General features: G+C 70.0%; 20 protein-coding genes. 12 read left to right on the forward strand and 8 right to left on the reverse strand.

Translation table 11 applies throughout. The features are described from left to right. The first annotated feature begins 14 nt into the window (after positions 1 to 14). The 3 genes from MNOD_RS30755 to MNOD_RS30765 all read left to right on the forward strand — a co-directional run bounded on the left by MNOD_RS30755 (position 15) and on the right by MNOD_RS30765 (position 4,554). Positions 15 to 1,403, forward strand: coding sequence for a pyruvate dehydrogenase complex dihydrolipoamide acetyltransferase (locus tag MNOD_RS30755; RefSeq protein ID WP_015932860.1), 1,389 nt, complete (start codon positions 15 to 17; stop codon positions 1,401 to 1,403). A gap of 74 nt (positions 1,404 to 1,477) precedes the next feature. Then, entirely contained in the window at positions 1,478 to 2,914 is a 1,437-nt protein-coding gene (lpdA, locus tag MNOD_RS30760; protein ID WP_015932861.1) for a dihydrolipoyl dehydrogenase, read from the forward strand. Between the two features lie 467 nt (positions 2,915 to 3,381). Further along, on the forward strand, positions 3,382 to 4,554 hold the full coding sequence (locus tag MNOD_RS30765) for a coiled-coil domain-containing protein (RefSeq protein ID WP_015932862.1): 1,173 nt from the start codon (positions 3,382 to 3,384) through the stop codon (positions 4,552 to 4,554). A gap of 749 nt (positions 4,555 to 5,303) precedes the next feature. Here the strand turns inward: MNOD_RS30765 and MNOD_RS50755 are convergent. Continuing rightward, positions 5,304 to 5,558, reverse strand: coding sequence for a hypothetical protein (locus tag MNOD_RS50755; RefSeq protein ID WP_015932863.1), 255 nt, complete (start codon positions 5,556 to 5,558; stop codon positions 5,304 to 5,306). A gap of 149 nt (positions 5,559 to 5,707) precedes the next feature. Next, a complete protein-coding gene (locus tag MNOD_RS30770; protein ID WP_015932864.1) occupies positions 5,708 to 6,814 on the reverse strand; it encodes a helix-turn-helix transcriptional regulator in 1,107 nt (368 codons plus the stop codon). A 279-nt stretch (positions 6,815 to 7,093) separates the two neighbouring features. On the opposite strand from MNOD_RS30770, the gene MNOD_RS30775 reads away from it, so the two are divergent. Continuing rightward, positions 7,094 to 7,450: a hypothetical protein gene (locus MNOD_RS30775; RefSeq protein ID WP_015932865.1), complete on the forward strand. Its 357-nt coding sequence runs from the start codon at positions 7,094 to 7,096 to the stop codon at positions 7,448 to 7,450. Positions 7,451 to 7,512: 62 nt separating this feature from the next. Here MNOD_RS30775 and MNOD_RS30780 read toward each other — a convergent pair whose 3' ends face one another. Beyond that, positions 7,513 to 7,821 (reverse strand): hypothetical protein, encoded by a 309-nt coding sequence (locus MNOD_RS30780; RefSeq protein ID WP_244424593.1) that lies wholly within the window; start codon positions 7,819 to 7,821, stop codon positions 7,513 to 7,515. 157 nt (positions 7,822 to 7,978) lie between these two features. Here MNOD_RS30780 and MNOD_RS30785 point away from each other — a divergent pair, with 157 nt between their 5' ends. Both MNOD_RS30785 and MNOD_RS30790 read left to right on the forward strand, forming a co-directional pair. Continuing rightward, positions 7,979 to 8,287 (forward strand): hypothetical protein, encoded by a 309-nt coding sequence (locus tag MNOD_RS30785; protein WP_015932867.1) that lies wholly within the window; start codon positions 7,979 to 7,981, stop codon positions 8,285 to 8,287. Positions 8,288 to 8,361: 74 nt separating this feature from the next. Continuing rightward, entirely contained in the window at positions 8,362 to 8,646 is a 285-nt protein-coding gene (locus MNOD_RS30790; protein ID WP_015932868.1) for a hypothetical protein, read from the forward strand. Positions 8,647 to 8,649: 3 nt separating this feature from the next. Here MNOD_RS30790 and MNOD_RS30795 read toward each other — a convergent pair whose 3' ends face one another. From MNOD_RS30795 to MNOD_RS30805, 3 genes are all read right to left on the reverse strand, one after another. Beyond that, positions 8,650 to 9,390, reverse strand: coding sequence for an alpha/beta fold hydrolase (locus MNOD_RS30795; RefSeq protein ID WP_015932869.1), 741 nt, complete (start codon positions 9,388 to 9,390; stop codon positions 8,650 to 8,652). A gap of 300 nt (positions 9,391 to 9,690) precedes the next feature. Next, positions 9,691 to 9,897 (reverse strand): hypothetical protein, encoded by a 207-nt coding sequence (locus MNOD_RS41875; protein WP_050783437.1) that lies wholly within the window; start codon positions 9,895 to 9,897, stop codon positions 9,691 to 9,693. Between the two features lie 216 nt (positions 9,898 to 10,113). After that, a complete protein-coding gene (locus tag MNOD_RS30805) occupies positions 10,114 to 10,590 on the reverse strand; it encodes a hypothetical protein (RefSeq protein WP_015932871.1) in 477 nt (158 codons plus the stop codon). A 263-nt stretch (positions 10,591 to 10,853) separates the two neighbouring features. On the opposite strand from MNOD_RS30805, the gene MNOD_RS30810 reads away from it, so the two are divergent. The 5 genes from MNOD_RS30810 to MNOD_RS30830 all read left to right on the forward strand — a co-directional run bounded on the left by MNOD_RS30810 (position 10,854) and on the right by MNOD_RS30830 (position 15,453). After that, a complete protein-coding gene (locus tag MNOD_RS30810; RefSeq protein WP_015932872.1) occupies positions 10,854 to 12,359 on the forward strand; it encodes an ATPase domain-containing protein in 1,506 nt (501 codons plus the stop codon). Beyond that, complete coding sequence (locus MNOD_RS30815) at positions 12,356 to 13,390, forward strand: sensor histidine kinase (protein WP_015932873.1); 1,035 nt, start codon at positions 12,356 to 12,358, stop codon at positions 13,388 to 13,390. The genes MNOD_RS30810 and MNOD_RS30815 overlap by 4 nt, the downstream gene beginning before the upstream one ends. A 103-nt stretch (positions 13,391 to 13,493) precedes the next feature. Next, positions 13,494 to 13,784, forward strand: a complete 291-nt coding sequence (locus MNOD_RS30820) for a GlsB/YeaQ/YmgE family stress response membrane protein (RefSeq protein WP_015932874.1) — start codon at positions 13,494 to 13,496, stop codon at positions 13,782 to 13,784. Positions 13,785 to 14,030: 246 nt separating this feature from the next. Continuing rightward, positions 14,031 to 14,993, forward strand: a complete 963-nt coding sequence (gene lipA, locus MNOD_RS30825; RefSeq protein ID WP_015932875.1) for a lipoyl synthase — start codon at positions 14,031 to 14,033, stop codon at positions 14,991 to 14,993. A gap of 4 nt (positions 14,994 to 14,997) precedes the next feature. Continuing rightward, a complete protein-coding gene (locus MNOD_RS30830; RefSeq protein ID WP_015932876.1) occupies positions 14,998 to 15,453 on the forward strand; it encodes a type II toxin-antitoxin system RatA family toxin in 456 nt (151 codons plus the stop codon). Positions 15,454 to 15,528: 75 nt separating this feature from the next. Here the strand turns inward: MNOD_RS30830 and MNOD_RS30835 are convergent, their stop codons facing one another. Continuing rightward, entirely contained in the window at positions 15,529 to 16,029 is a 501-nt protein-coding gene (locus MNOD_RS30835; protein ID WP_015932877.1) for a CinA family protein, read from the reverse strand. 187 nt (positions 16,030 to 16,216) lie between these two features. Further along, on the reverse strand, positions 16,217 to 17,446 hold the full coding sequence (locus MNOD_RS30840) for a bifunctional 2-C-methyl-D-erythritol 4-phosphate cytidylyltransferase/2-C-methyl-D-erythritol 2,4-cyclodiphosphate synthase (protein ID WP_015932878.1): 1,230 nt from the start codon (positions 17,444 to 17,446) through the stop codon (positions 16,217 to 16,219). A gap of 144 nt (positions 17,447 to 17,590) precedes the next feature. Between MNOD_RS30840 and dusB the strand changes: the two genes are divergently transcribed. Next, positions 17,591 to 18,664, forward strand: a complete 1,074-nt coding sequence (gene dusB, locus MNOD_RS30845; protein WP_015932879.1) for a tRNA dihydrouridine synthase DusB — start codon at positions 17,591 to 17,593, stop codon at positions 18,662 to 18,664. The last annotated feature ends 19 nt before the right edge of the window (positions 18,665 to 18,683 follow it).

Here is an 18,683-nt window from a genome sequence, read left to right on the forward strand (position 1 = left end):
GAGACAAGAACCCGATGCCGATCAACGTCCTGATGCCCGCCCTCTCGCCCACGATGGAGAAGGGCAACCTCGCCAAGTGGCTGAAGAAGGAGGGGGACACGGTCAAGTCCGGCGACGTGCTCGCCGAGATCGAGACCGACAAAGCCACCATGGAGGTCGAGGCCATCGACGAGGGTGTGCTCGCCAAGATCGTGGTGCCGGAGGGCACCGCCGACGTGCCGGTGAACGACCTCATCGCCCTCATCGCCGGGGAGGGCGAGGACCCGAAGAGCGTGAGCGCCGGGGCCGGAGCCGGGGCCAAGGCGAAGCCCGCCGAGGACCGCACGCCCGGCGGCGGGACGATGGCCTACGCCCGGGTGGACGCGGCGCCGGATGCCGCGAAGGCCGAGGCGAAGCCGAACGGCGCCACTCGGCCGCAGGCGGACGGGCGGATCTTCGCCTCGCCGCTCGCGCGCCGCATCGCCAAGCAGGAGGGGATCGACCTTTCGCGCATCGCGGGCTCAGGGCCGCATGGCCGGGTGATCGAGCGCGACGTGCGCGCGGCCCTGGCGGAGGGCGGCGCCACCAAGGCGCCAGCCCCGGCCCGGCCCGCCCCGAAGGAGGCCGGGGAGGCGGTCCCGCCCGCCGCCCCCACGGCGACGGCCGGCGCGCTCCCCCTCGGCCTGAAGGCCGAGCAGGTCAAGGCGATGTTCGACAAGGGGTCCTACGAAGAAATCCCCCTCGACGGGATGCGCAAGACCATCGCCAAGCGCCTCGTCGAGTCGAAGCAGACCGTCCCCCACTTCTATCTCTCGCTCGACGTCGAGCTCGATGCGCTTCTGGCCCTGCGCGAGCAAGTCAATGCCGGGGCGGGCCAGGACAAGGACGGCAAGCCGCTGTTCAAGCTCTCGGTGAACGATTTCGTCATCAAGGCCCTGGCCCTGGCACTGCAGCGGGTGCCGAACGCCAACGCGGTCTGGGCCGAGGACCGGATCCTGAAGTTCCGCCACTCCGATGTCGGCGTCGCCGTGGCGGTGGAGGGCGGCCTGTTCACGCCGGTGATCCGCAAGGCGGAGCAGAAGACGCTCTCGACCATCTCGGCCGAGATGAAGGACCTCGCCGGTCGCGCCCGCACGAAGAAGCTGAAGCCCGACGAGTACCAGGGCGGGGCGACGGCGGTGTCGAATCTCGGCATGTACGGCATCAAGGAGTTCGGCGCCGTCATCAACCCGCCCCACGGCACCATCCTGGCGGTGGGGGCCGGGGAGGCGCGCGTCGTCGTCAAGAACGGCGCCCCCGCGGTGGTGCAGGCCATGACCGTGACGCTCTCCTGCGACCACCGGGTGGTGGACGGGGCGCTCGGCGCCGAGCTGCTCGCGGCCTTCAAGGGCCTGATCGAGAGCCCGATGGGGATGCTGGTGTGAGTTGCGGCGCGTCCTGCGCCGCCCCCTGCCGCTCATCCCTCTCCCTGCCGGCGCACTCCGCCACGGAGCCCTGAATGTCCGACACCTACGACGTCCTCATCATCGGCGCCGGCCCCGGCGGCTACGTCACGGCGATCCGCGCGGCGCAGCTCGGCTTCAGGACCGCGGTGGTCGACCGCGAGCATCTGGGGGGCATCTGCCTCAACTGGGGCTGCATCCCGACGAAGGCGCTGCTGCGCTCCGCCGAGATCTTCCACTACATGCAGCACGCCAAGGATTACGGCCTCTCGGCGGAGAAGATCGGCTTCGACGCCACGGCGATCGTGAAGCGCTCGCGGAGCGTCTCGGGCCGCCTCAACGGCGGCGTCGGCATGCTGCTGAAGAAGAACAAGGTCGACGTGATCTGGGGCGAGGCGCGGATCGACGCCGCCGCCAAGGGCAACGCGCCCGGCCGGGTCACCGTGGCGGAATCGCAGCGCGCCGAGGCCCCGAAGGGCGCCAAGGGGCCGGGCATCTACCAGGCGAAGCATATCATCGTGGCAACGGGCGCGCGGCCCCGCGTCATCCCGGGCATCGAGCCCGACAAGCGCCAGATCTGGACCTATTACGAGGCGATGGTGCCGGAGGCGATGCCCAAGAGCCTGCTGGTGATGGGCTCGGGCGCGATCGGCATCGAGTTCGCCTCCTTCTACCGCACCATGGGCGCCGAGGTGACGGTGGTGGAGCTGCTGCCGCAGATCCTGCCGGTGGAGGATGCCGAGATCGCCGGGCTCGCGCGCAAGCGGTTCGAGAAGCAGGGCATCAGGATCCTCACGGACGCCAAGGTCACCAAGGTCCAGAAGGGCAAGGACGCGGTCACCGCGACCGTCGAGGCGGATGGCAAGTCCCAGACGATCACCGCCGAGACGCTGATCTCGGCCGTCGGCGTCGTCGGCAACACCGAGAATCTGGGGCTGGAGGCGCTCGGGGTGAAGACCGAGCGCGGCATCGTGGCGACGGACGGGCTCGGGCGCACGAATGTACCCGGCATCTACGCCATCGGCGACGTGGCCGGCCCGCCGATGCTGGCCCACAAGGCCGAGCACGAGGGCGTGATCTGCGTCGAGACCATCAAGGGCCTGCCCACCCACCCGATGGACAAGGGCAAGATCCCGGGCTGCACCTATTGCCAGCCGCAGATCGCCTCGGTCGGCCTCACCGAGGCCAAGGCCAGAGAGCAGGGCTTCGACATCCGCATCGGCCGCTTCCCCTTCATGGGCAACGGCAAGGCCATCGCGCTCGGCGAGCCGGACGGCCTGATCAAGACCATCTTCGACAAGAAGACCGGCCAGTTGCTCGGCGCCCACATGGTCGGGGCCGAGGTGACGGAGCTGATCCAGGGCTATGTCGTGGCGATGCAGCTCGAGACCACCGAGGAGGACCTGATGCACACGGTCTTCCCGCACCCGACCCTGTCGGAGATGATGCACGAGAGCGTGCTCGACGCCTATGGGCGGGTGATCCACGTCTGAGCGGTCCGGACGCCGGAAAGCTCCTTCGGAACGAGCCGTTGGAATCCGTCAGGCGCTTCGATGAGCACCTGACGGACTCTCGGTCTTCGATGGGGCGGATGTCCGGGTGGAGCCAAGGTGTCCGCGTCTCCTGGACCACCTCCAGGATCGTCCGCTTGGGCGGACTGAAGGGCCGGCGCCGCGCATCTCTCTGTCGTGTTGAGCCCTGATTGCAGGCCAGGGCTTCGTCACATTCCAGTTCCGTCAATGCACTCGGGTGAACGATCGCGCGCCAGCAAGGACTGGACCAAGAGCAATTGCCCTCTCTCTGCCAGTGCTACCCGCTCGGCCGTGCAGACCTTGAGGCGGGCACCATTTTGCCGAGGCGCAGATTGGCGGGAGCGAAGTTCGAACTGCCGAGTTATCAATCCGCAGAATTGGTCTCGCGTCAGCAGTTCATCGTCAGGCCATTCTGCGGGGAGGGGCACATGGCCATCGACCTTCGTTCGGAACTTCGCCGGCCCGCCACGCTCGCCTTCGCTGGACTGGCCGCGCTGCTTCTGATCATCCTGATTGCAACGAGCATCTCACATTCCAGGCAGCGGCGAGACCAAGAACAGCAGATCGGAAGCCTGAACAGCCAGCTGGCAGCCCTCCAATCGGAGCGGGACCAGCAGATACGGGCGGCAGGGACGCTCAAGGAGCTCCAGGCGAAGATCGCCGCAGCGGACCAGCAGGCCGCTCAGGTGACGCAGGCCGCTCAGCAGGCACAGGCACAGCTGCTCACGCTGGAGCAGAGCAGGCAGACGGCAGAGCAGAAGGCCGCGGAGGCTGCACGCGCCGCCGAGGCGCCCAGCCAGCGTCTCGCCGAGCTGCAATCCGAGGTGCAGAAGGCAGAGCAGCGACTTGCGTCCTTACGCGAGTCTGCCACCTCGGCGGAGCAGGCTGCGGCGGCTCGCACGCAGGAACTCTCGGAGGTTGGGCGGCGCGTCGAGGAGGCTCGCCAGCAGGAGGCGAAGCTTCGGACCGATCTCGCCGCCTTGGCCCAGGAGGCCACCTCGAAGACCGCTGAACTGGCGGAGGCCGAGCAGCGCCACCAGCAAGCCCGCGAGGGTCTGGCGGCAGCCCAGAAGGAACTCCTGGAGGTCAGAGCCGAGCGGGAGCGAACGGCGCAGCAACGGGGCGACCTGGAGCAGGCCATCGCCGCTCTCACCCAGAACCGTGACAAGGCTTCCACCGACACGAGCCAATTCGAGCAACAGCTGCAACAGGTTCGAGACTCCCTGGTTGCCGCCCAGAAGGACGTGGCCGCCGCCCAGGTTGAGCGTGACCGGCTGACGACGGAGCGAGGTCAGGTCGAGCAATCCATCAAGACGCTGAACAGCAACCGGGAGAAGCTGACCGGCGATCTGGAGGCCCTCCAGAGGCGGTACACCGAGGCGCAAGCTCAGCTCGCGACCCTGACCGAGAACCTTGCGGCGAAGAACAAAGAGGTTGCGGCTCTGGAGGAGCGGCTCCGCACAACGCGCCAGGAGCTTGCGGACGCACAAGGCAAGTTGGCCGATACCCGCCAGCAGCTGTCCGGTCAGCCTGCAGCAGATGGCACGGCACCCGGCACGACCGGCAGCACTGGGCAGGAGGGCACCTCGCAGCCGAAGTGAAGCTGAAGCATGGAGCTTTATCGGAGACTCTGCCGCGCGAATGGGCAGCCGGTTGCCGCTCAAGAGTGCAACCAAACCCAGGTTATCGAGTTAGGTTGATTGCTCCTGGACGAAAAAGAAGACCGCCCTCGCGAGCGGCCCGAGTCTAGGGAGGAACGCCCCCCGAAAGGGGCAGCAGCGCGACATCGCCAATGCCGTGCCGCAACAATGAAACTCGTGACTGCACCGGGATGTTCCGCCACCCGGATTGCCTCAAAGGTCCACCCACGGTGGGCCTCATTTTTTGCCGCCTGGCTTCCGGCGCACCAAGCCGCCCCATGGCAACCCGGATGGGCCGCTCCCGGCCGGTCTGCAGAATGCCCGGCGGAGGGTCAGGACCTTGCCGGGCGCCTGTCGGCTGAAGCGAGGAGACATCGCGGCAACGCTGCCGATCGATCCCGCGTTCCGCATCGGAGCGACGGCCCGGCCGCTCTGCGACCGGGTGGATCGCCGGACCGCCGCCCTGCACCGGCCGGCATCCAGCGGTCGGCATCTCTGGCCTCCTCGCGCTTCAGCGCAGCGGGCCGGATACAAAAAAGGCCACCCTTGCGAGCGGCCCGAAGTCTAGGGAGGAAACGCCCACGAAGGGCAGGCATCCGTCTACAGGGGACAGCCCGTTGCTGCAGTGCGAAAACGCACATCTCCACAGCGCTTCGCATCGACCAAGCTGCCACCTTGCGCGTGCCCCTTCCCAGGACAGGCCCGTCAGGTCATCTGCAGAGCCGGCGATACCGGCGGCAATTGCCCGCTCCCTGCTCGCCGAGTTCCTCCTTGTGGAGGCAGGCTTGGCGCAGTTCGCGGCACATGCCCGGCGACGGGCCGCGCCGACGCTCCTCATAGTAGTCTCTCCGACCGTCATCGACCCGTACGCCACCCGGGCCGACCGAGATGCCCTGCGCCAAGCCCATACCTGAAGACGAAACAAGGACCGATAACGCAACTGCTCCGAGCAAAAACCGTCTCATCGTTGAGCCCTCCTCTCGCTCGCTCACGCAAGCGTGGCTTCCTGAACGCACTTGCTGCTGAAAGGTTGCCACCCGGAAGCAGCTGCGGCAGGAGGTCTGAGCGAGCCGGGCGGGCTGCGAAGGGGCTGCGCCGGCAGCCGGTGCACCGGTCACCGGGGAGGGAGAGGCAGCCGCGAGATCAGGGCGACGAGCTGGCTCTGCCGGCGCATCCCGGTCTTCGCCATTGCCGACTTGAGCTGGTTGCGCGCGGTCTCGCGGGTGATGCCGGTCGCCTCGGCGATATCGTAGAGGCTCTCGCCCGCCGCCAGGAGGGAGACGAGGCGGGCCTCGGCCGGCGAGAGGCCGAAAGCGAGCCGGATCAGGCCGACCGACCGGCGCAAAGTCTGCGGACGCAGATCGTCGAGGAGCAACAGGGCCTCCGCGCCGATGAAGGGCGAGCGCGCAGCGCCGTCGATGGCCAGGACCCGCACCATGATCGGATGCTGGCCGGCGCGCGGCACCGTGAAGGGCGGGACGTCGAGCGGCTCGCCCTCGCGACGGCTGCGCATCGCCGCACCGAGCGCATCCAGATGGTCGCTCACGCGCTTGTCCTTCGCGCGAAGGCGCCGGTTGACGAGGCTGAGATGCTCGCCGAGGAGGGCGTCGGCCGCCGCATTCAGGTCCAGGACCCCGCCCAGCCGGTGCAGCAGGATCGCCGGCTGCCCCACGGCGCTGAACGCGCTGCGCATCCCGTCCAGGGCGCCGCGCCCGGCCGCATCCGACAGCGTGGCGACCTCCGTGAGCCGGGCCGAGAGGGCCGCAAGCTGCCGCTTGTCGGCGCGGTCGAACATCCCGGCCTGCCGCGTGCGCTGGATCGACAGGGCCCAATGCGACGATCCGGCGTAGAATCCGACACCCGCGAACCATTGCAGGCCGTGCGGGTGCAGCAGCTCGGTATAGAATGGCGCGCGGCGCATCTCGTCGGGCGTCACGCAGTCGTCGCCGATGACATGCCCTTTCAGGATGGTCGGGATGCCGCGCGTGCGCAGATCCCGGACGTGCCATCCTTCCCGGAAGTACTGGTCGAACACGGCCGCGATGCCCTCCGAGCGGGGCACGTCCGGCGTCCGCCGATCGCTCTGCAACAGGGCGGCGCCGGCGGCCCCCACCGCCACCGAGATCTCGTGGAGGAGCGACGGCCAGCGGCCCGGATCGACCACGGCCTCGCTCAGCCGCAGGGACACCGCTTCGAGGGCGGCCGGATAAGCACGACGCATGCTGAACGACCCCGCTCGTGCCCCCGGCTCATGAGAGGAAATCCTAAGCATCATTCGCCGAAGTGTCCCAAGGCTCGGCGATAAGAATGAAGAAATCCAAGCCGAGCTTGTGCGTCCAGCGAGTCCCTTCCGGTCACCGGTCCGGCTGCCGGACGATGCCGCCTCGGGTGAAGGGCCGATGCGCGAAATTCGCACATCGCCTCGTCCGGATCCGGGGGATCGGCGTTCTCTGCCTGCTCCGTCAGCAGGCGGACTGAAACCTGTCGGGAGGTGTGACCGATGAAGAGAATGGCACTGTGCGCCGTCGCGCTCGTGGCCGGCCTGGCCGGCAGCCTCACCGCCGCGAGGGCCGCGGATTACGGCTACGCCGAGATCGACGGGCCCGCGACCATCGTGACGCGCCGCACCGTGGTGGAACGGCCCGTGGTTCTGCCGCCCCGTCGCGTCGTGCGGGAGGTGATCGTCGAGCGGCCCGTGATCGTGCCGCCACGCCGCGTGGTCCGGGAGGAGGTCGTGGTGGAACGGCCGCGGCCGGTGGCGCGCGAGGTGATCGTGGAGCACCGGGGATATTACGGGCCGCGCCCAGTCGGGTACGGCTACGGCTACGGCGGCCCGGATCTCGACCTGGACGAATGATCCTCTTGGACGAGTGACCCTGTTGCCTCGTGGCGCGAGGCCGGCTTCGCCTCGCGCCCGCCTCAGGCCGCCCGGCGGGGAGCCGCCAGGGTGAGGAGTTCGCTCCCGCCGCGAAGCAACGCGTAGAGGATCGCCGGCCAGGCGAACAGCACGACGGCCGCCGGAAGCGACCAGTGCCAGCCCACCACTGCGCCGAGGATCCCGGCGACGGAGCCGACATAGCGCAGGTAGAAGACCGGAACCGCCAGCAGGAGAGCCACGAGCCAGGGCAGGCCCAAAGTCTGCATCAGCCCGGCCTGGACCGCCAGCAGGTTGGTGACGCCCATGGCGAGGAACACCCCGAAGGCGAGCTTCTGCATCCACACCCCCATGGCCGATTCGATCGCGGCCCTTATCTTCACTAGAGAGCACGGACGCGACCGGAGGGCAATCCGAGGAAGGCCGCCACTCAAGCGCGTGCGAACCCGGACGGCCGCATCAGGGTTGGTTGAGAGACGGGCTGCACGGTGGCCCGATGGGGAATCGGTCATGGCCATCACGGGTCGCTTCAACTTCCGCAAAACCCTGACCGGCAAGCTCGTGCTGCAGGTCGAGACCGTGCGCAGGGCGTGGTGGCCCTTCGGACGGACCGCGTCGCCCGGCCACGTCTGGCGCGACGCGACCATGAAGGACCTCGCGGCGGTGGAGCTGCAGCCGCTCCTCAACCTGCGCGGCAATCCCGGCTACACGCCTCGCAGCCCGGTGATCTTCATGATGCATCCGGACCGGCCGGAGACGCCGCCGAGCGCCGAGGTGGTCACGCTCGCGGCTCACCGCGCGGCGAGCCAGGGCGGCTGATCGCAACACTCGCGCCCCTGCGGTGTTGATGCCTCACCGGCCGGCAGAGCCAGGCACCCCAGGGGAGAGCGCACATGGTGATGACCTCCGTCAATCAAGCCGTCATCGAGACCCTGTCCCGCCGGATCGTCTCCGTCTACCTCGACGCCTCCGGCCCGATCGACGAGTCGGCCCGCGCACGGCTGATGGAGGAGGTGGTGCATGCCCTGGCCGAGCCTGTGGGCCGCCGCACCCTGACCGAACAGGGACCCGAGCAGGTCAATGCCGCGCTGGCCGACTGGGAAGCGCAGGAGGGCCGGCCGTTCGGGATGCGGCTGATCGAGATCGATCTCGCCCAGGCCACCGTGACCATGGGCTGAGGCTCAGGGCCGCGGCGTCGCGAGTTCCACGAGGAGCCGGGCGAGGGCGTCGGGCGTACTGACCATGGCGTCGTGCCCAGTCGCAAGGGCGGCCCAATCCCAGCCGGGCTGACGCCGCACCCAGTCCTTCACGCCGTCGAGGGGCGGATAGGACGGGTTGGTGCAATCGACATAGGTGCGCGGCAGCCCGTTGCCGAGGGGCCCCTTCAGGCGCAGCGGGCTCTCGTAGGTGCCGAGCGGGTGCGGGGTCAGGCGCCGGCCGAGCCAAGCGGCATCAGCGGCATCGATCACCCCGAAGGACTCGGGCGGCGGCACCGGCAGGCTCACGCCCCCGCTCGTCTCCGCCGCCGCCTGGCGCCGGGCGGCCGCCACCTCCGGAGGAAGCGCGTCGAAGGGCGCGCGGCCCGGCTCGACCAGCAGGGAATCCAGGTAGACGAGATGACGGATCCGCTCCGGCATCGCGTCGGCGACCCCGCTGACCGCGAGACCGCCGAAGGAATGGCCGACCAAGATGATTTCCGCGAGTTCCTCGGCCGCGATCACGCCCGCGATGTCCTGCACGAAGGTGTCGAGGGTGATGGCGCGGGAGAGGAGATGGGCCCGCTCGCCAAGCCCGGTGCAGGTCGGCGCGAAGACTCGGTGACCCTGTGCCGCCAGCCGGTCCGCCACGCGCCGCCAGCACCAGCCTCCGTGCCACGCCCCATGCACCAGCACGAAGGTGAGGCTTCTCTCCCGCCCCGTCATGCGCTCCTCCCGGTCAGACCGCCTCTCCGGCCCCGGCACCCAAGCGCGGACACGGGACAGGCGCAAGCAGGCTTGGGAAGACCATCCAGGAGATGCGGCATCCGGCTCTCCGCCCGGACGGATGGCGTCTCAGGAGCGTCGAGGCTCTCGAAGGCTGGACAGAGGGCACCCGTGAGGCGCAGGCGGTCTTCTCGGAGCGGGTGGCGACGGCCCGCTGCCCCTTCAGCCATCCCCGGAGTTGTTCGCCCTCCGGATCGAGGCCGCCGCGTCCGTCGGCATCCTGCAGCCCCTCCCGCCCGGTCAGGGCCGGTGCGCGCCGTGCCCGTGCTCGCGGTGCTGCGCCCCGGCCCCGCCCGCACGGTCGCCGCGTATCTCGCCGTAGCGCCGCACCTGCGCGGGGGTGAGCACGTCCAGCATGGCGAGGTGGTAGCGCAGATGCGCCGCCCGAAGCTGACCCAGAGTCGCCCCGATGGCCGCGGTCGCCGCCTCCAGGCTCGCGGGCTGCACCGTCTTGGTCGCGAACAGGCGATCGTGCCGATTCCGGTTGGCTCGGGCACGGCTCCTGAGCTCTCGCTGTGTCGCGCTCTCCTTTGCGCCGAACCGGCCTCCACTTCGGCGGGAGGCGCTCCAAGCAGGCTTGCGTTGGCGTGCCACCACTTCGCCTGCTGAGGTCCTTGGTCTATCGCAGGTTTATGTCGGAAGACCGCGGGCTCAGAAACCTGCTTAGTCCTCTTCCGGCTCGTGCCGGACGGAACGGGCGGCGATCATCTGCTCCAGCGCCTTGAACTCCCGCAACGCCTCGCGGGTGCGGCCGGCCGCACAGGCGCTCTCGGCGGACCGGGTCCAGAGCAGAAGGCCGTTGAACTCGGCCTGTCCCGGTGCGGAGCCGATCCGGGCGCGCCGCGCGACCTCCGCATCGATGGCGGTGCGCACCGCGTGGCCCGCGGTCCAGCACAGATCCGCCTTGGGTGGCAGGGCGGCACGCGAGACCGGCGGCGTGCTCAGCATGGTGATCCAGAAGGCCACCGTGGCAAGGCCGAGTGCGGCCACTGCCGCTCCGGCGGCGGCGCGCAGGCGCGCGCCTGCCTTCCTCGGCAGGTCCGGTCGCTCGAAGGCGGGAAGGCACTCCACCGCCTCGGTGCAACAATGCGTGTAATGGATCGATCCGTCGCCATGACGGTGAAGCCAAGCATTGTGCATGGCACGCCCCTTTTCACGGGCGAGCTCGACAGTTTTCAGCGTCGCTCGCAAATGGCGTCATCATCTATCATCGCCACAGTATCAGCACTCTGTATGTGTCCTGGCGCACATGACAGCACCAATACGGGCCTCAAGGCGAGCATGATTGCCGCGGATCGTCGTCAGGACTTCCGGAAGCTGGGATACCGGATACCTGGCGGGCGAGGTGCAAGCGCGGGCGGCATCTGATAGGTCACGGTTGCATTCCGTCCCCAGGGCCTGCCATGACCGCACCACCCGACGCGACCCGGATCGCCACCGGCGTTCCCGGCCTCGACTACATCCTGGGCGGGGGCTACGCGGCCAACCGGGCGCATCTCCTCGAAGGGCGGCCGGGCTCGGGCAAGACCACGCTGGCGCTGCAGTTCCTGCTCGACGGGGCGCGCCTCGGCGAGCGCTGCCTCTACATCACCCTCTCGGAGAGCCGGCGCGAACTCCTCACCGTCACCGACCGGCACGGCTGGTCGCTCGACGGCATCGAGGTGTTCGAGCTGGTGCCGCCGGAGCTGAGCCTCGACCCCTCGCAGCAGCAGAGCCTCGTGCATTCCTCCGATCTCGAACTCGGCGAGACCGTGCGGATGGCCATCGCGGAGATCGACCGCATCAAGCCGCAGCGGGTGGTGGTCGACAGCCTGTCCGAGATCCGCCTGCTCTCGCAGGGCTCGCTGCGCTTCCGGCGGCAGGTGCTCGCCCTGCGCAGCTACCTCCTCATCCACGACACCACGGCGCTGCTGCTCGACGACATCACCGCCGAGCAGGACGACCTCAACCTGCACAGCCTCTGCCACGCGGTGCTGCGCCTGGAGCAGCTCGCGCCGCTCTACGGCGGCGAGCGGCGGCGCCTGCGGGTGATCAAGATGCGGGCGACCGCCTTCCGCGGCGGCTACCACGATTTCGTCATCCGCCGGGGCGGGCTGTCGGTCTTCCCGCGGCTGATCGCGGCCGAGCACGGCCATCCTTTCCCGGAGGGGACGCTCGGGAGCGGGATCGCCGCCTTCGACACGCTGCTCGGCGGGGGGCTGGACCAGGGCACCAGCACGATGCTGCTCGGCCCCTCGGGCGTCGGCAAGTCGTCGAGCGCGCTCGCCTTCGTGGTGAGCGCGCTGAGGCGGGGGGAACGCGCGCTGATCCTGAGCTTCGACGAGACGAGCGGCATCCTCAAGCGCCGGGCGAAGGGGCTCGGCATGGACATCGAGCCCTATTGCGCCACGGGCCAGCTGCGGGTGGAGCAGATCGACCCGGCCGAGGTGTCGCCGGGGGAGCTGACGGCGATCGTGCGCGAGACGGTGGAGCGGGACGATGCGCGGGTGGTGCTGATCGACTCGCTGACCGGCTACCACAACGCGATGCCGGAGGAGCAGCACCTTCTGCTGCAGATGCACGAGATCCTGACCTACCTGAACCAGCAGGGGGTGACCACCCTGCTGGTTCTGGCCCAGCACGGGCTCGTGGGGCAGATGTCGGCGACGATCGACCTGACCTATCTGAGCGACACGATCCTGCTGTTCCGGTTCTTCGAGGCGGCGGGTTCGCTGCGGCGGGCGATCTCGGTGGTCAAGAAGCGGGTGGGTCCGCACGAGGCCGCGATCCGGGAACTCAGGATCGAAAGCGGCGGTTTGCGGGTGGGCGAGCCGCTGAGCGCCTTCCGGGGCGTGCTCACGGGCACGCCCACCTATGAGGGAGATTCCGGCCGCCTGCTGGCTGATCGGGACGGTGATGAAAGAGAATGAATGATCCGCCGGTCCTGATTCTCGCCCCTGCGGGCCGGGACGCCGCCGTGGCGCACGTGATTCTGGCGGAGGGCGGAATCCATGCCGCGGTCTGCTCGGGGCTGCCGGATCTCGTGGCCCGCCTCGATTCGGGGAGCTGCGCGGTCGTGACCGAGGAGGCGCTGCGGGACGCCGACCGGCGCGAGCTCGCGGCCTGGATCGCCGGTCAGGAGCCGTGGTCGGACTACCCGTTCCTGCTCCTCACCCTACGCGGATCGCCCCCCGACCCGCGGCTGACCGATGCGCTCGGCAACGTGACGCTGCTGGAACGGCCCTTCCATCCGGCGACCCTGGTGACCGCCTCGCGCTTCGCGGTGCGGGCGCGGCGCCGCCAGCGGGAGGCGGCGGCCTATCTGCACGAGCGCCAGCAGACCGCGGAGCGCCAGACCCTGCTGATCCGCGAGCTGCATCACCGGGTGAAGAACACCCTTGCCACCGTGCAGGCCCTGCTCGGCGCTTCCGCCCGCTCGGCCACCAGCGTCGACGAGTTCTACCAGAGCTTCTCGGACCGGGTGATCTCGCTCGCCAAGACGCACAATCTCCTCACCGACGATTACTGGCAGATGGCCTCGCTGCAGGAGATGCTGGAGAACGAGCTCGGCCCCTACAACGACGAAGCGGGCGAGCGCATCGCCCTCGACGGACCGCCGGTCGAACTCACGGCGGATCTCGCGGTGCCGACCGGCATGGCGATCCACGAACTCACCACCAATGCCGCCAAGCACGGGGCGCTCTCGGTGCCGGAAGGGCGCATCGCCGTGCACTGGCAGGTGAAGGCGGCGCAGAGCGGCCGGCGGCTGCGGCTCGACTGGACCGAGCGCGGCGGCCCGCCGGCCCGGGAGCCCACCCGCAGGGGCTTCGGCTCGACCCTGCTGCAACGGGTGCTGACCGTGCAATGCGGGGCCGACATCCGCTTCGATTTCGCGCCGGCCGGATTGCATTTCCGCATGGAGGCGCCCCTGGTGGAAAGCCGGACGGTCCCGCGTTATTGACCGGCCTCGGAGCGGATGCCGTGTGCAACCCGGTCACGCTCCCGCGGTGAGCGACAAAAACCCTTCGGCATCAGAGCCCGAAGGTCAAGGCGGAGAGGATCACATGGACGGTCAGGTCTTCGGAGCGCTCGGTCAACCGGGCGTCGGTTTCTTCATGGCCATTATCATCGGGGCCCTCGCGGGCTGGCTCGCGGAGAAGTTCACGTCCGCGAATATGGGCCTGTTCGCCAACATCCTGCTGGGCATCATCGGCGGCGTGGTGGGCAACTTCCTGGCGGCCCAGCTCCACATCCCGGTCTACGGCTTCTGGCGCAACCTGATCTCGGCCAGCATCGGGGCGATCATCCTGATCACGATCTACCGGGCGGTGCGCGGGACGCGCTCGACCTACTGATCCGGGTTCCGAACGGATCGTTCGGAACCCGGCTCACCGAACCCGCGCGGCGCGGAGCAGAGCTCCGCGCCTCCTTGAGCGAAGCCGAAATCCGCCTTGCCGCGCGATTGCGACAGCAATCGCCGAGCAATCCATCGGATTTCGTATGACGCGGCAGCCCGTCACGCCCCATTTGCCCAAACGGCGGCAAGCCCTTAAGTCAGGGCGTCGGCGCCCCATGGGGCGGGCGCCACGTCCGGATCACCCATGGCCGTCGTCCTCGATCTCCTCGCCAATGATGCGCGTCCGCGCCACCCGGAGAAGGCGCACCGGCCCGACCAGCCGATCCAGCGCAAGCCCGACTGGATCCGCGTGCGCGCGCCGGGCTCTCCCGGCTGGGCGGAGACCAACCGGATCGTGCGCGAGCACGGGCTCGTCACGGTCTGCGAGGAGGCGGGCTGCCCCAATATCGGCGAATGCTGGGAGAAGAAGCACGCCACCTTCATGATCATGGGCGACACGTGCACCCGGGCCTGCGCCTTCTGCAACGTGCGCACCGGCCTGCCGCAGGGGCTCGACGGCGACGAGCCCGCCCGCGTGGCCGATGCGGTGGCCCGGCTCGGCCTCTCCCACGTGGTCATCACCTCGGTCGACCGGGACGACCTGCGGGACGGGGGCGCCGGGCATTTCGCGGCGGTGATCGGGGCGATCCGCCAGGCAAGCCCGGGCACGACGATCGAGGTGCTCACCCCCGACTTCCTGCGCAAGGAGGGGGCGCTGGACGTGGTCGTCGCGGCCAAGCCCGACGTCTTCAACCACAACCTGGAGACGGTGCCCTCCAAGTATCTCACGGTGCGCCCGGGCGCCCGTTACTTCCACTCGGTGCGCCTCCTGCAGCGGGTCAAGGAACTCGATCCGACGATGTTCACCAAGTCCGGCATCATGGTGGGCCTGGGGGAAGAGCGGAACGAGGTGCTGCAGCTGATGGACGACCTGCGCTCGGCGGAGGTCGACTTCCTCACCATCGGCCAGTATCTGCAGCCGACGAAGAAGCACCACCCGGTCAAGCGCTTCGTGCCGCCGGACGAGTTCCGCGCCTACGAGACGACGGCCTACGCCAAGGGCTTCCTGCTCGTCTCGGCGACGCCGCTGACGCGCTCCTCCCACCATGCCGGCGCGGATTTCGCCCGGCTCAAGCAGGCCCGGCTCGACCGCCTCGCGACCGCCTGACCCGATGCCCAGCTTCCGCACCACCCGCACCGTCCGGCACAGCCCGGACGACATGTTCGCTCTCGTCGCCGACGTCGAGCGCTATCCCGAATTCCTGCCGCTCTGCGAGGGCCTGCGCGTGCTGCGCCGCCAGCCGGGAGGGGCGGGGGTGGAGACCCTGGTGGCCGAGATGAGCGTCGGCTACAAGGCGATCTCGGAGCGCTTCACCACCCGCGTCCAGCTCGACCGGCCGAACCGGCGCATCGTGGCCGAGTACATCGACGGCCCGTTCCGGCACCTGGAGAACCGCTGGAGCTTCCGCGAGGCCCCGAACGGGAGCTGCGCGGTGGAGTTCTACATCACCTACGAGTTCAGGAGCCTCACGCTCGGGCTCCTGATGGGCAAGATGTTCGACCACGCCTTCCGCAGGTTCACGGACGCGTTCGAAAGCCGGGCGGACCGGATCTACGCCAGGGCGTGAGCGCCCCGGCCCGGGAGACGATCCGCAGGGCGGGCCTTCGGCGTTCGTTCGCCGCCGGGACCGGCCTTACGCCCCTCACATCTCCGTCAGCGCCCCTTCGAGCAGCCCCAGCGCGTCCTCCACCGCCTTCCGGCGCACCTCGGCGCGGCCGAGATCGCCGTAGCGGCGCTCCAGGTGGCGCATGGTGCGCCCGGATGTGACGAGCCCGAAATGCACGAGGCCCACGGGCTTCGTCGCGGTGGCGCCCGAGGGGCCGGCGATGCCCGTGATGGCGAGCGCCACGTCGGCCCGGGAATGGGCCAGCGCCCCATCCGCCATGGCGCGCGCCACGGGCTCGCTCACGGCGCCGTGCTCGGAGATGAGGCCGAAATCGACGCCCAGCACCTCGGCCTTGGCCTCGTTCGAATAGGTGACGAAGCCCCGCTCCACCACGGCCGAGGATCCGGCCACCTCGGTGAGCAGCGCCGCCACGAGGCCCCCGGTGCAGGATTCGGCCGTGACGATGCGGCGGTGGCGCTCGCGATAGGCGGCGATCAGCACGCCCGCGCGGGTGATGAGGGCGGTGTCCGCGATCATCAGGCTTCCTTCGAAGATGAACAGAGAGGTCGTGTCCGCTTCTCCGCCGGGACAGGCCGCAAGACAAGCACCCGGGACTTCGCCCGGGGGCTTCGTCCAGCGCATGGCCGAATCCGGAGCGGCTCCCGATGCAGGCCCGAGGATCCGTTCTCCCGGACGGGGGCGGGCGATGCTCGGGCGCCGGGACTTACGGCAGACGGATCGTCGCGGCGGCCTGGGCGGCGAGCCCCTCGGCGCGCCCGACGAAGCCGAGCTTCTCCGTCGTCGTCGCCTTGATGGAGACGGCGGTCACCGGGATGCCCGCGACCTCCGCAATGCGGGCGCGGATCGCCTCCCGATGCGGGCCGATGCGGGGCGACTCGCAGAGCACCGTCACGTCGAGATGATCGATCACGCCGCCGCGGGCCGCCACGCGGGCGACGGCGTCGGCCAGAAACTGGTCGGAGGACGCGCCCCGCCAGCGCGGGTCGCTCGGGGGAAAATGCACGCCGATGTCGCCATCCGCGAGCGCGCCGAGAATCGCGTCGGTGAGCGCGTGCAGCACCACGTCGCCGTCCGAATGGGCGAGGACGCCGCGATCGGCGGGAATGCGCACGCCGCCGAGCCAGACATGATCGCCCTCCGTGAAGGCGTGCACGTCGAATCCGGTGCCGAGACGAGTGAGAAGGGTCATGGGAACTCCTGCGGCGGGTCGATCCGCGCCCGAAGGCGCGGCAGCGCCCGCGAAGGTACGGTCCGCCTCGTCGAGGTCGGCGGCCTGCGTGATCTTGCGGTTGCGCAGGTCGCCCGCGAAGACCGTGACGGGAAGCCCGGCCCATTCGGCGAGCGCGCCATCGTCCGTGAAGGCGTCGAGGCCCTGCGCGGCGGCGCGGCGGTGGGCGTCGAGCAGGGCCGGGAAGGCGAAGGCCTGCGGCGTCTGCACGGCGCGCAAGCTTTCCCGGGGCGGGGTCTCGCGCACGCGGCCTTGCGGATCGACGATCTTGATCGTGTCGGTGACGGGGATCCCCGGCACCGCGGCGCGGTGCGCGCGGGCCGCCGCGATGGCGCGGTCGACCAGGGCCTCGTCCACGAAGGGACGGGCGGCGTCGTGGACCAGCACCAGGGCCGGGGCGCCCGCGCGGTCGAGCGCCTCCAGGCCCGCCCGCACCGAAATCTGGCGCGTGGCGCCCCCCTCGACCGGCGGCGCGAGCTTCGCGCCGGCCCCCGGCGCGAGATCGGCGAGGCATTCGTCGTAGAACGCGGCCGCATCGGGGGCGATCACCACCTGGATGCGGGACAGGTTCGGATGGCGGGCGAGGGCGTCGAGCGTCCGGGTCAGCACTGTCTTGCCACCGACACGGCGATATTGTTTGGGGGTGTCGCCGCCGACGCGGATGCCGCGGCCCGCAGCGACGACCACCGCGGCAGTCTCGGACATGGACCGGATCCTCGATGCTCCCGGGAAGACCCGCTCCGGCGGGCGCGGGAGCTTCCTAGGCGGGGTGCGGCGCAAAATCAAATCGGTGCGCCGCCCGGCATCTTCGCTTGCGTACGGCCTGGTTTTGGCTATTTGTTGTGCAGAATGAGGATTGACCATTATTTGAGCGACGCGGAGGCCAGTAGCGGAGTGAGAGCGCTGCCATCCGGACCGGGGGCGGACGCGGAGCGCCTGCCGGGCGCCCTGCTGGCGCCGCTGTCGGGCGTGACCGACCTCCACCTGCGCCGCATCGCCCGCCGGCTCGGCGCCACGGCCGTCGTCTCCGAGATGGTGGCGGCGGAGGATTTCGCCCGCGGCACTGCCGAGGCGCGGCTGCGGGCGGAGGGCGAGGGGGTGCTGCCGCATGTCGTCCAGCTCGCCGGCTGCGATCCGCATTGGATGGCCGAGGGCGCGCGCCTCGCCGAGGCCAACGGCGCCGATGTGATCGACGTGAATATGGGCTGCCCGGCCAAGAAGGTGACGGGCGGCGAGGCCGGTTCGGCGCTGATGCGCGACCTCGACCACGCGGCGCGCCTGCTCGCGGCCGTGCGCGGGGCCGTCGCGGTGCCGGTCACCGTCAAGATGCGGCTCGGCTGGGATCACGCCGCCCTCAACGCGCCGGAGCTGGCGCGGCGGGCCGAGGATCTCGGCCTTGCCGCCGTCACGGTGCATGGCCGCACCCGGCAGCAATTCTACACCGGCCGGGCCGACTGGGCGGCGATCCGCGCGGTGGTCGAAACCGTGTCGATCCCGGTCGTGGCGAATGGCGACGTCGACGGCCTGGAGGCGGCGCGCGCCTGCCTTAACGCCTCGGGCGCCGCGGCCGTGATGATCGGGCGGGCAGCCGTCGGGCGGCCCTGGCTGGTGGGCGCGGTGGCGGCCGGGCTGCAGGGCCGGGACGCCCCCGACCTCACGCCCGCCGAGCAGGCGGACCTCGCGGTCGAGCATTACGAGGGCCTGCTCGCACGCTACGGCGTGCCGATGGGGGTCCGCCACGCCCGCAAGCACCTTGCGGCCTATGCGGACCATGCAGGCGGCCTCCCGGCGCCCGAGCGGGCGCGCCTCGTCACCACCACGGATCCGGTGGAGGCGCGCGGGCTGCTCCGGCGGGCCTTCGACGCCGACCCGGCGGCACCGGCTGCGAAGCAGGCGGCACCGGCCGCCAAGCGGGCGGCATGAGAAAGGGTCTCCCCGATGG

Origin of the sequence: Methylobacterium nodulans ORS 2060 (assembly GCF_000022085.1) — a bacterium.
In the GTDB taxonomy this organism is placed as follows: domain Bacteria; phylum Pseudomonadota; class Alphaproteobacteria; order Rhizobiales; family Beijerinckiaceae; genus Methylobacterium; species Methylobacterium nodulans.

Coding starts and splice junctions, on each gene's coding strand:
- MNOD_RS30835 (WP_015932877.1), bottom strand. CDS start 16,029: ATGATCGCGGACACCGCCCTCATCACCCGCGCGGGCGTGCTGATCGCC.
- MNOD_RS30815 (WP_015932873.1), top strand. CDS start 12,356: ATGAATGATCCGCCGGTCCTGATTCTCGCCCCTGCGGGCCGGGACGCC.
- MNOD_RS30785 (WP_015932867.1), top strand. CDS start 7,979: ATGGCCATCACGGGTCGCTTCAACTTCCGCAAAACCCTGACCGGCAAG.
- lipA (WP_015932875.1), top strand. CDS start 14,031: ATGGCCGTCGTCCTCGATCTCCTCGCCAATGATGCGCGTCCGCGCCAC.
- MNOD_RS30805 (WP_015932871.1), bottom strand. CDS start 10,590: ATGCACAATGCTTGGCTTCACCGTCATGGCGACGGATCGATCCATTAC.
- MNOD_RS30840 (WP_015932878.1), bottom strand. CDS start 17,446: ATGTCCGAGACTGCCGCGGTGGTCGTCGCTGCGGGCCGCGGCATCCGC.
- lpdA (WP_015932861.1), top strand. CDS start 1,478: ATGTCCGACACCTACGACGTCCTCATCATCGGCGCCGGCCCCGGCGGC.
- MNOD_RS30765 (WP_015932862.1), top strand. CDS start 3,382: ATGGCCATCGACCTTCGTTCGGAACTTCGCCGGCCCGCCACGCTCGCC.
- MNOD_RS50755 (WP_015932863.1), bottom strand. CDS start 5,558: ATGAGACGGTTTTTGCTCGGAGCAGTTGCGTTATCGGTCCTTGTTTCG.
- MNOD_RS30775 (WP_015932865.1), top strand. CDS start 7,094: ATGAAGAGAATGGCACTGTGCGCCGTCGCGCTCGTGGCCGGCCTGGCC.
- MNOD_RS30790 (WP_015932868.1), top strand. CDS start 8,362: ATGGTGATGACCTCCGTCAATCAAGCCGTCATCGAGACCCTGTCCCGC.
- MNOD_RS30755 (WP_015932860.1), top strand. CDS start 15: ATGCCGATCAACGTCCTGATGCCCGCCCTCTCGCCCACGATGGAGAAG.
- MNOD_RS30795 (WP_015932869.1), bottom strand. CDS start 9,390: ATGACGGGGCGGGAGAGAAGCCTCACCTTCGTGCTGGTGCATGGGGCG.
- dusB (WP_015932879.1), top strand. CDS start 17,591: ATGAGGATTGACCATTATTTGAGCGACGCGGAGGCCAGTAGCGGAGTG.
- MNOD_RS30770 (WP_015932864.1), bottom strand. CDS start 6,814: ATGCGTCGTGCTTATCCGGCCGCCCTCGAAGCGGTGTCCCTGCGGCTG.
- MNOD_RS30810 (WP_015932872.1), top strand. CDS start 10,854: ATGACCGCACCACCCGACGCGACCCGGATCGCCACCGGCGTTCCCGGC.
- MNOD_RS30820 (WP_015932874.1), top strand. CDS start 13,494: ATGGACGGTCAGGTCTTCGGAGCGCTCGGTCAACCGGGCGTCGGTTTC.
- MNOD_RS30830 (WP_015932876.1), top strand. CDS start 14,998: ATGCCCAGCTTCCGCACCACCCGCACCGTCCGGCACAGCCCGGACGAC.
- MNOD_RS30780 (WP_244424593.1), bottom strand. CDS start 7,821: ATGGGGGTGTGGATGCAGAAGCTCGCCTTCGGGGTGTTCCTCGCCATG.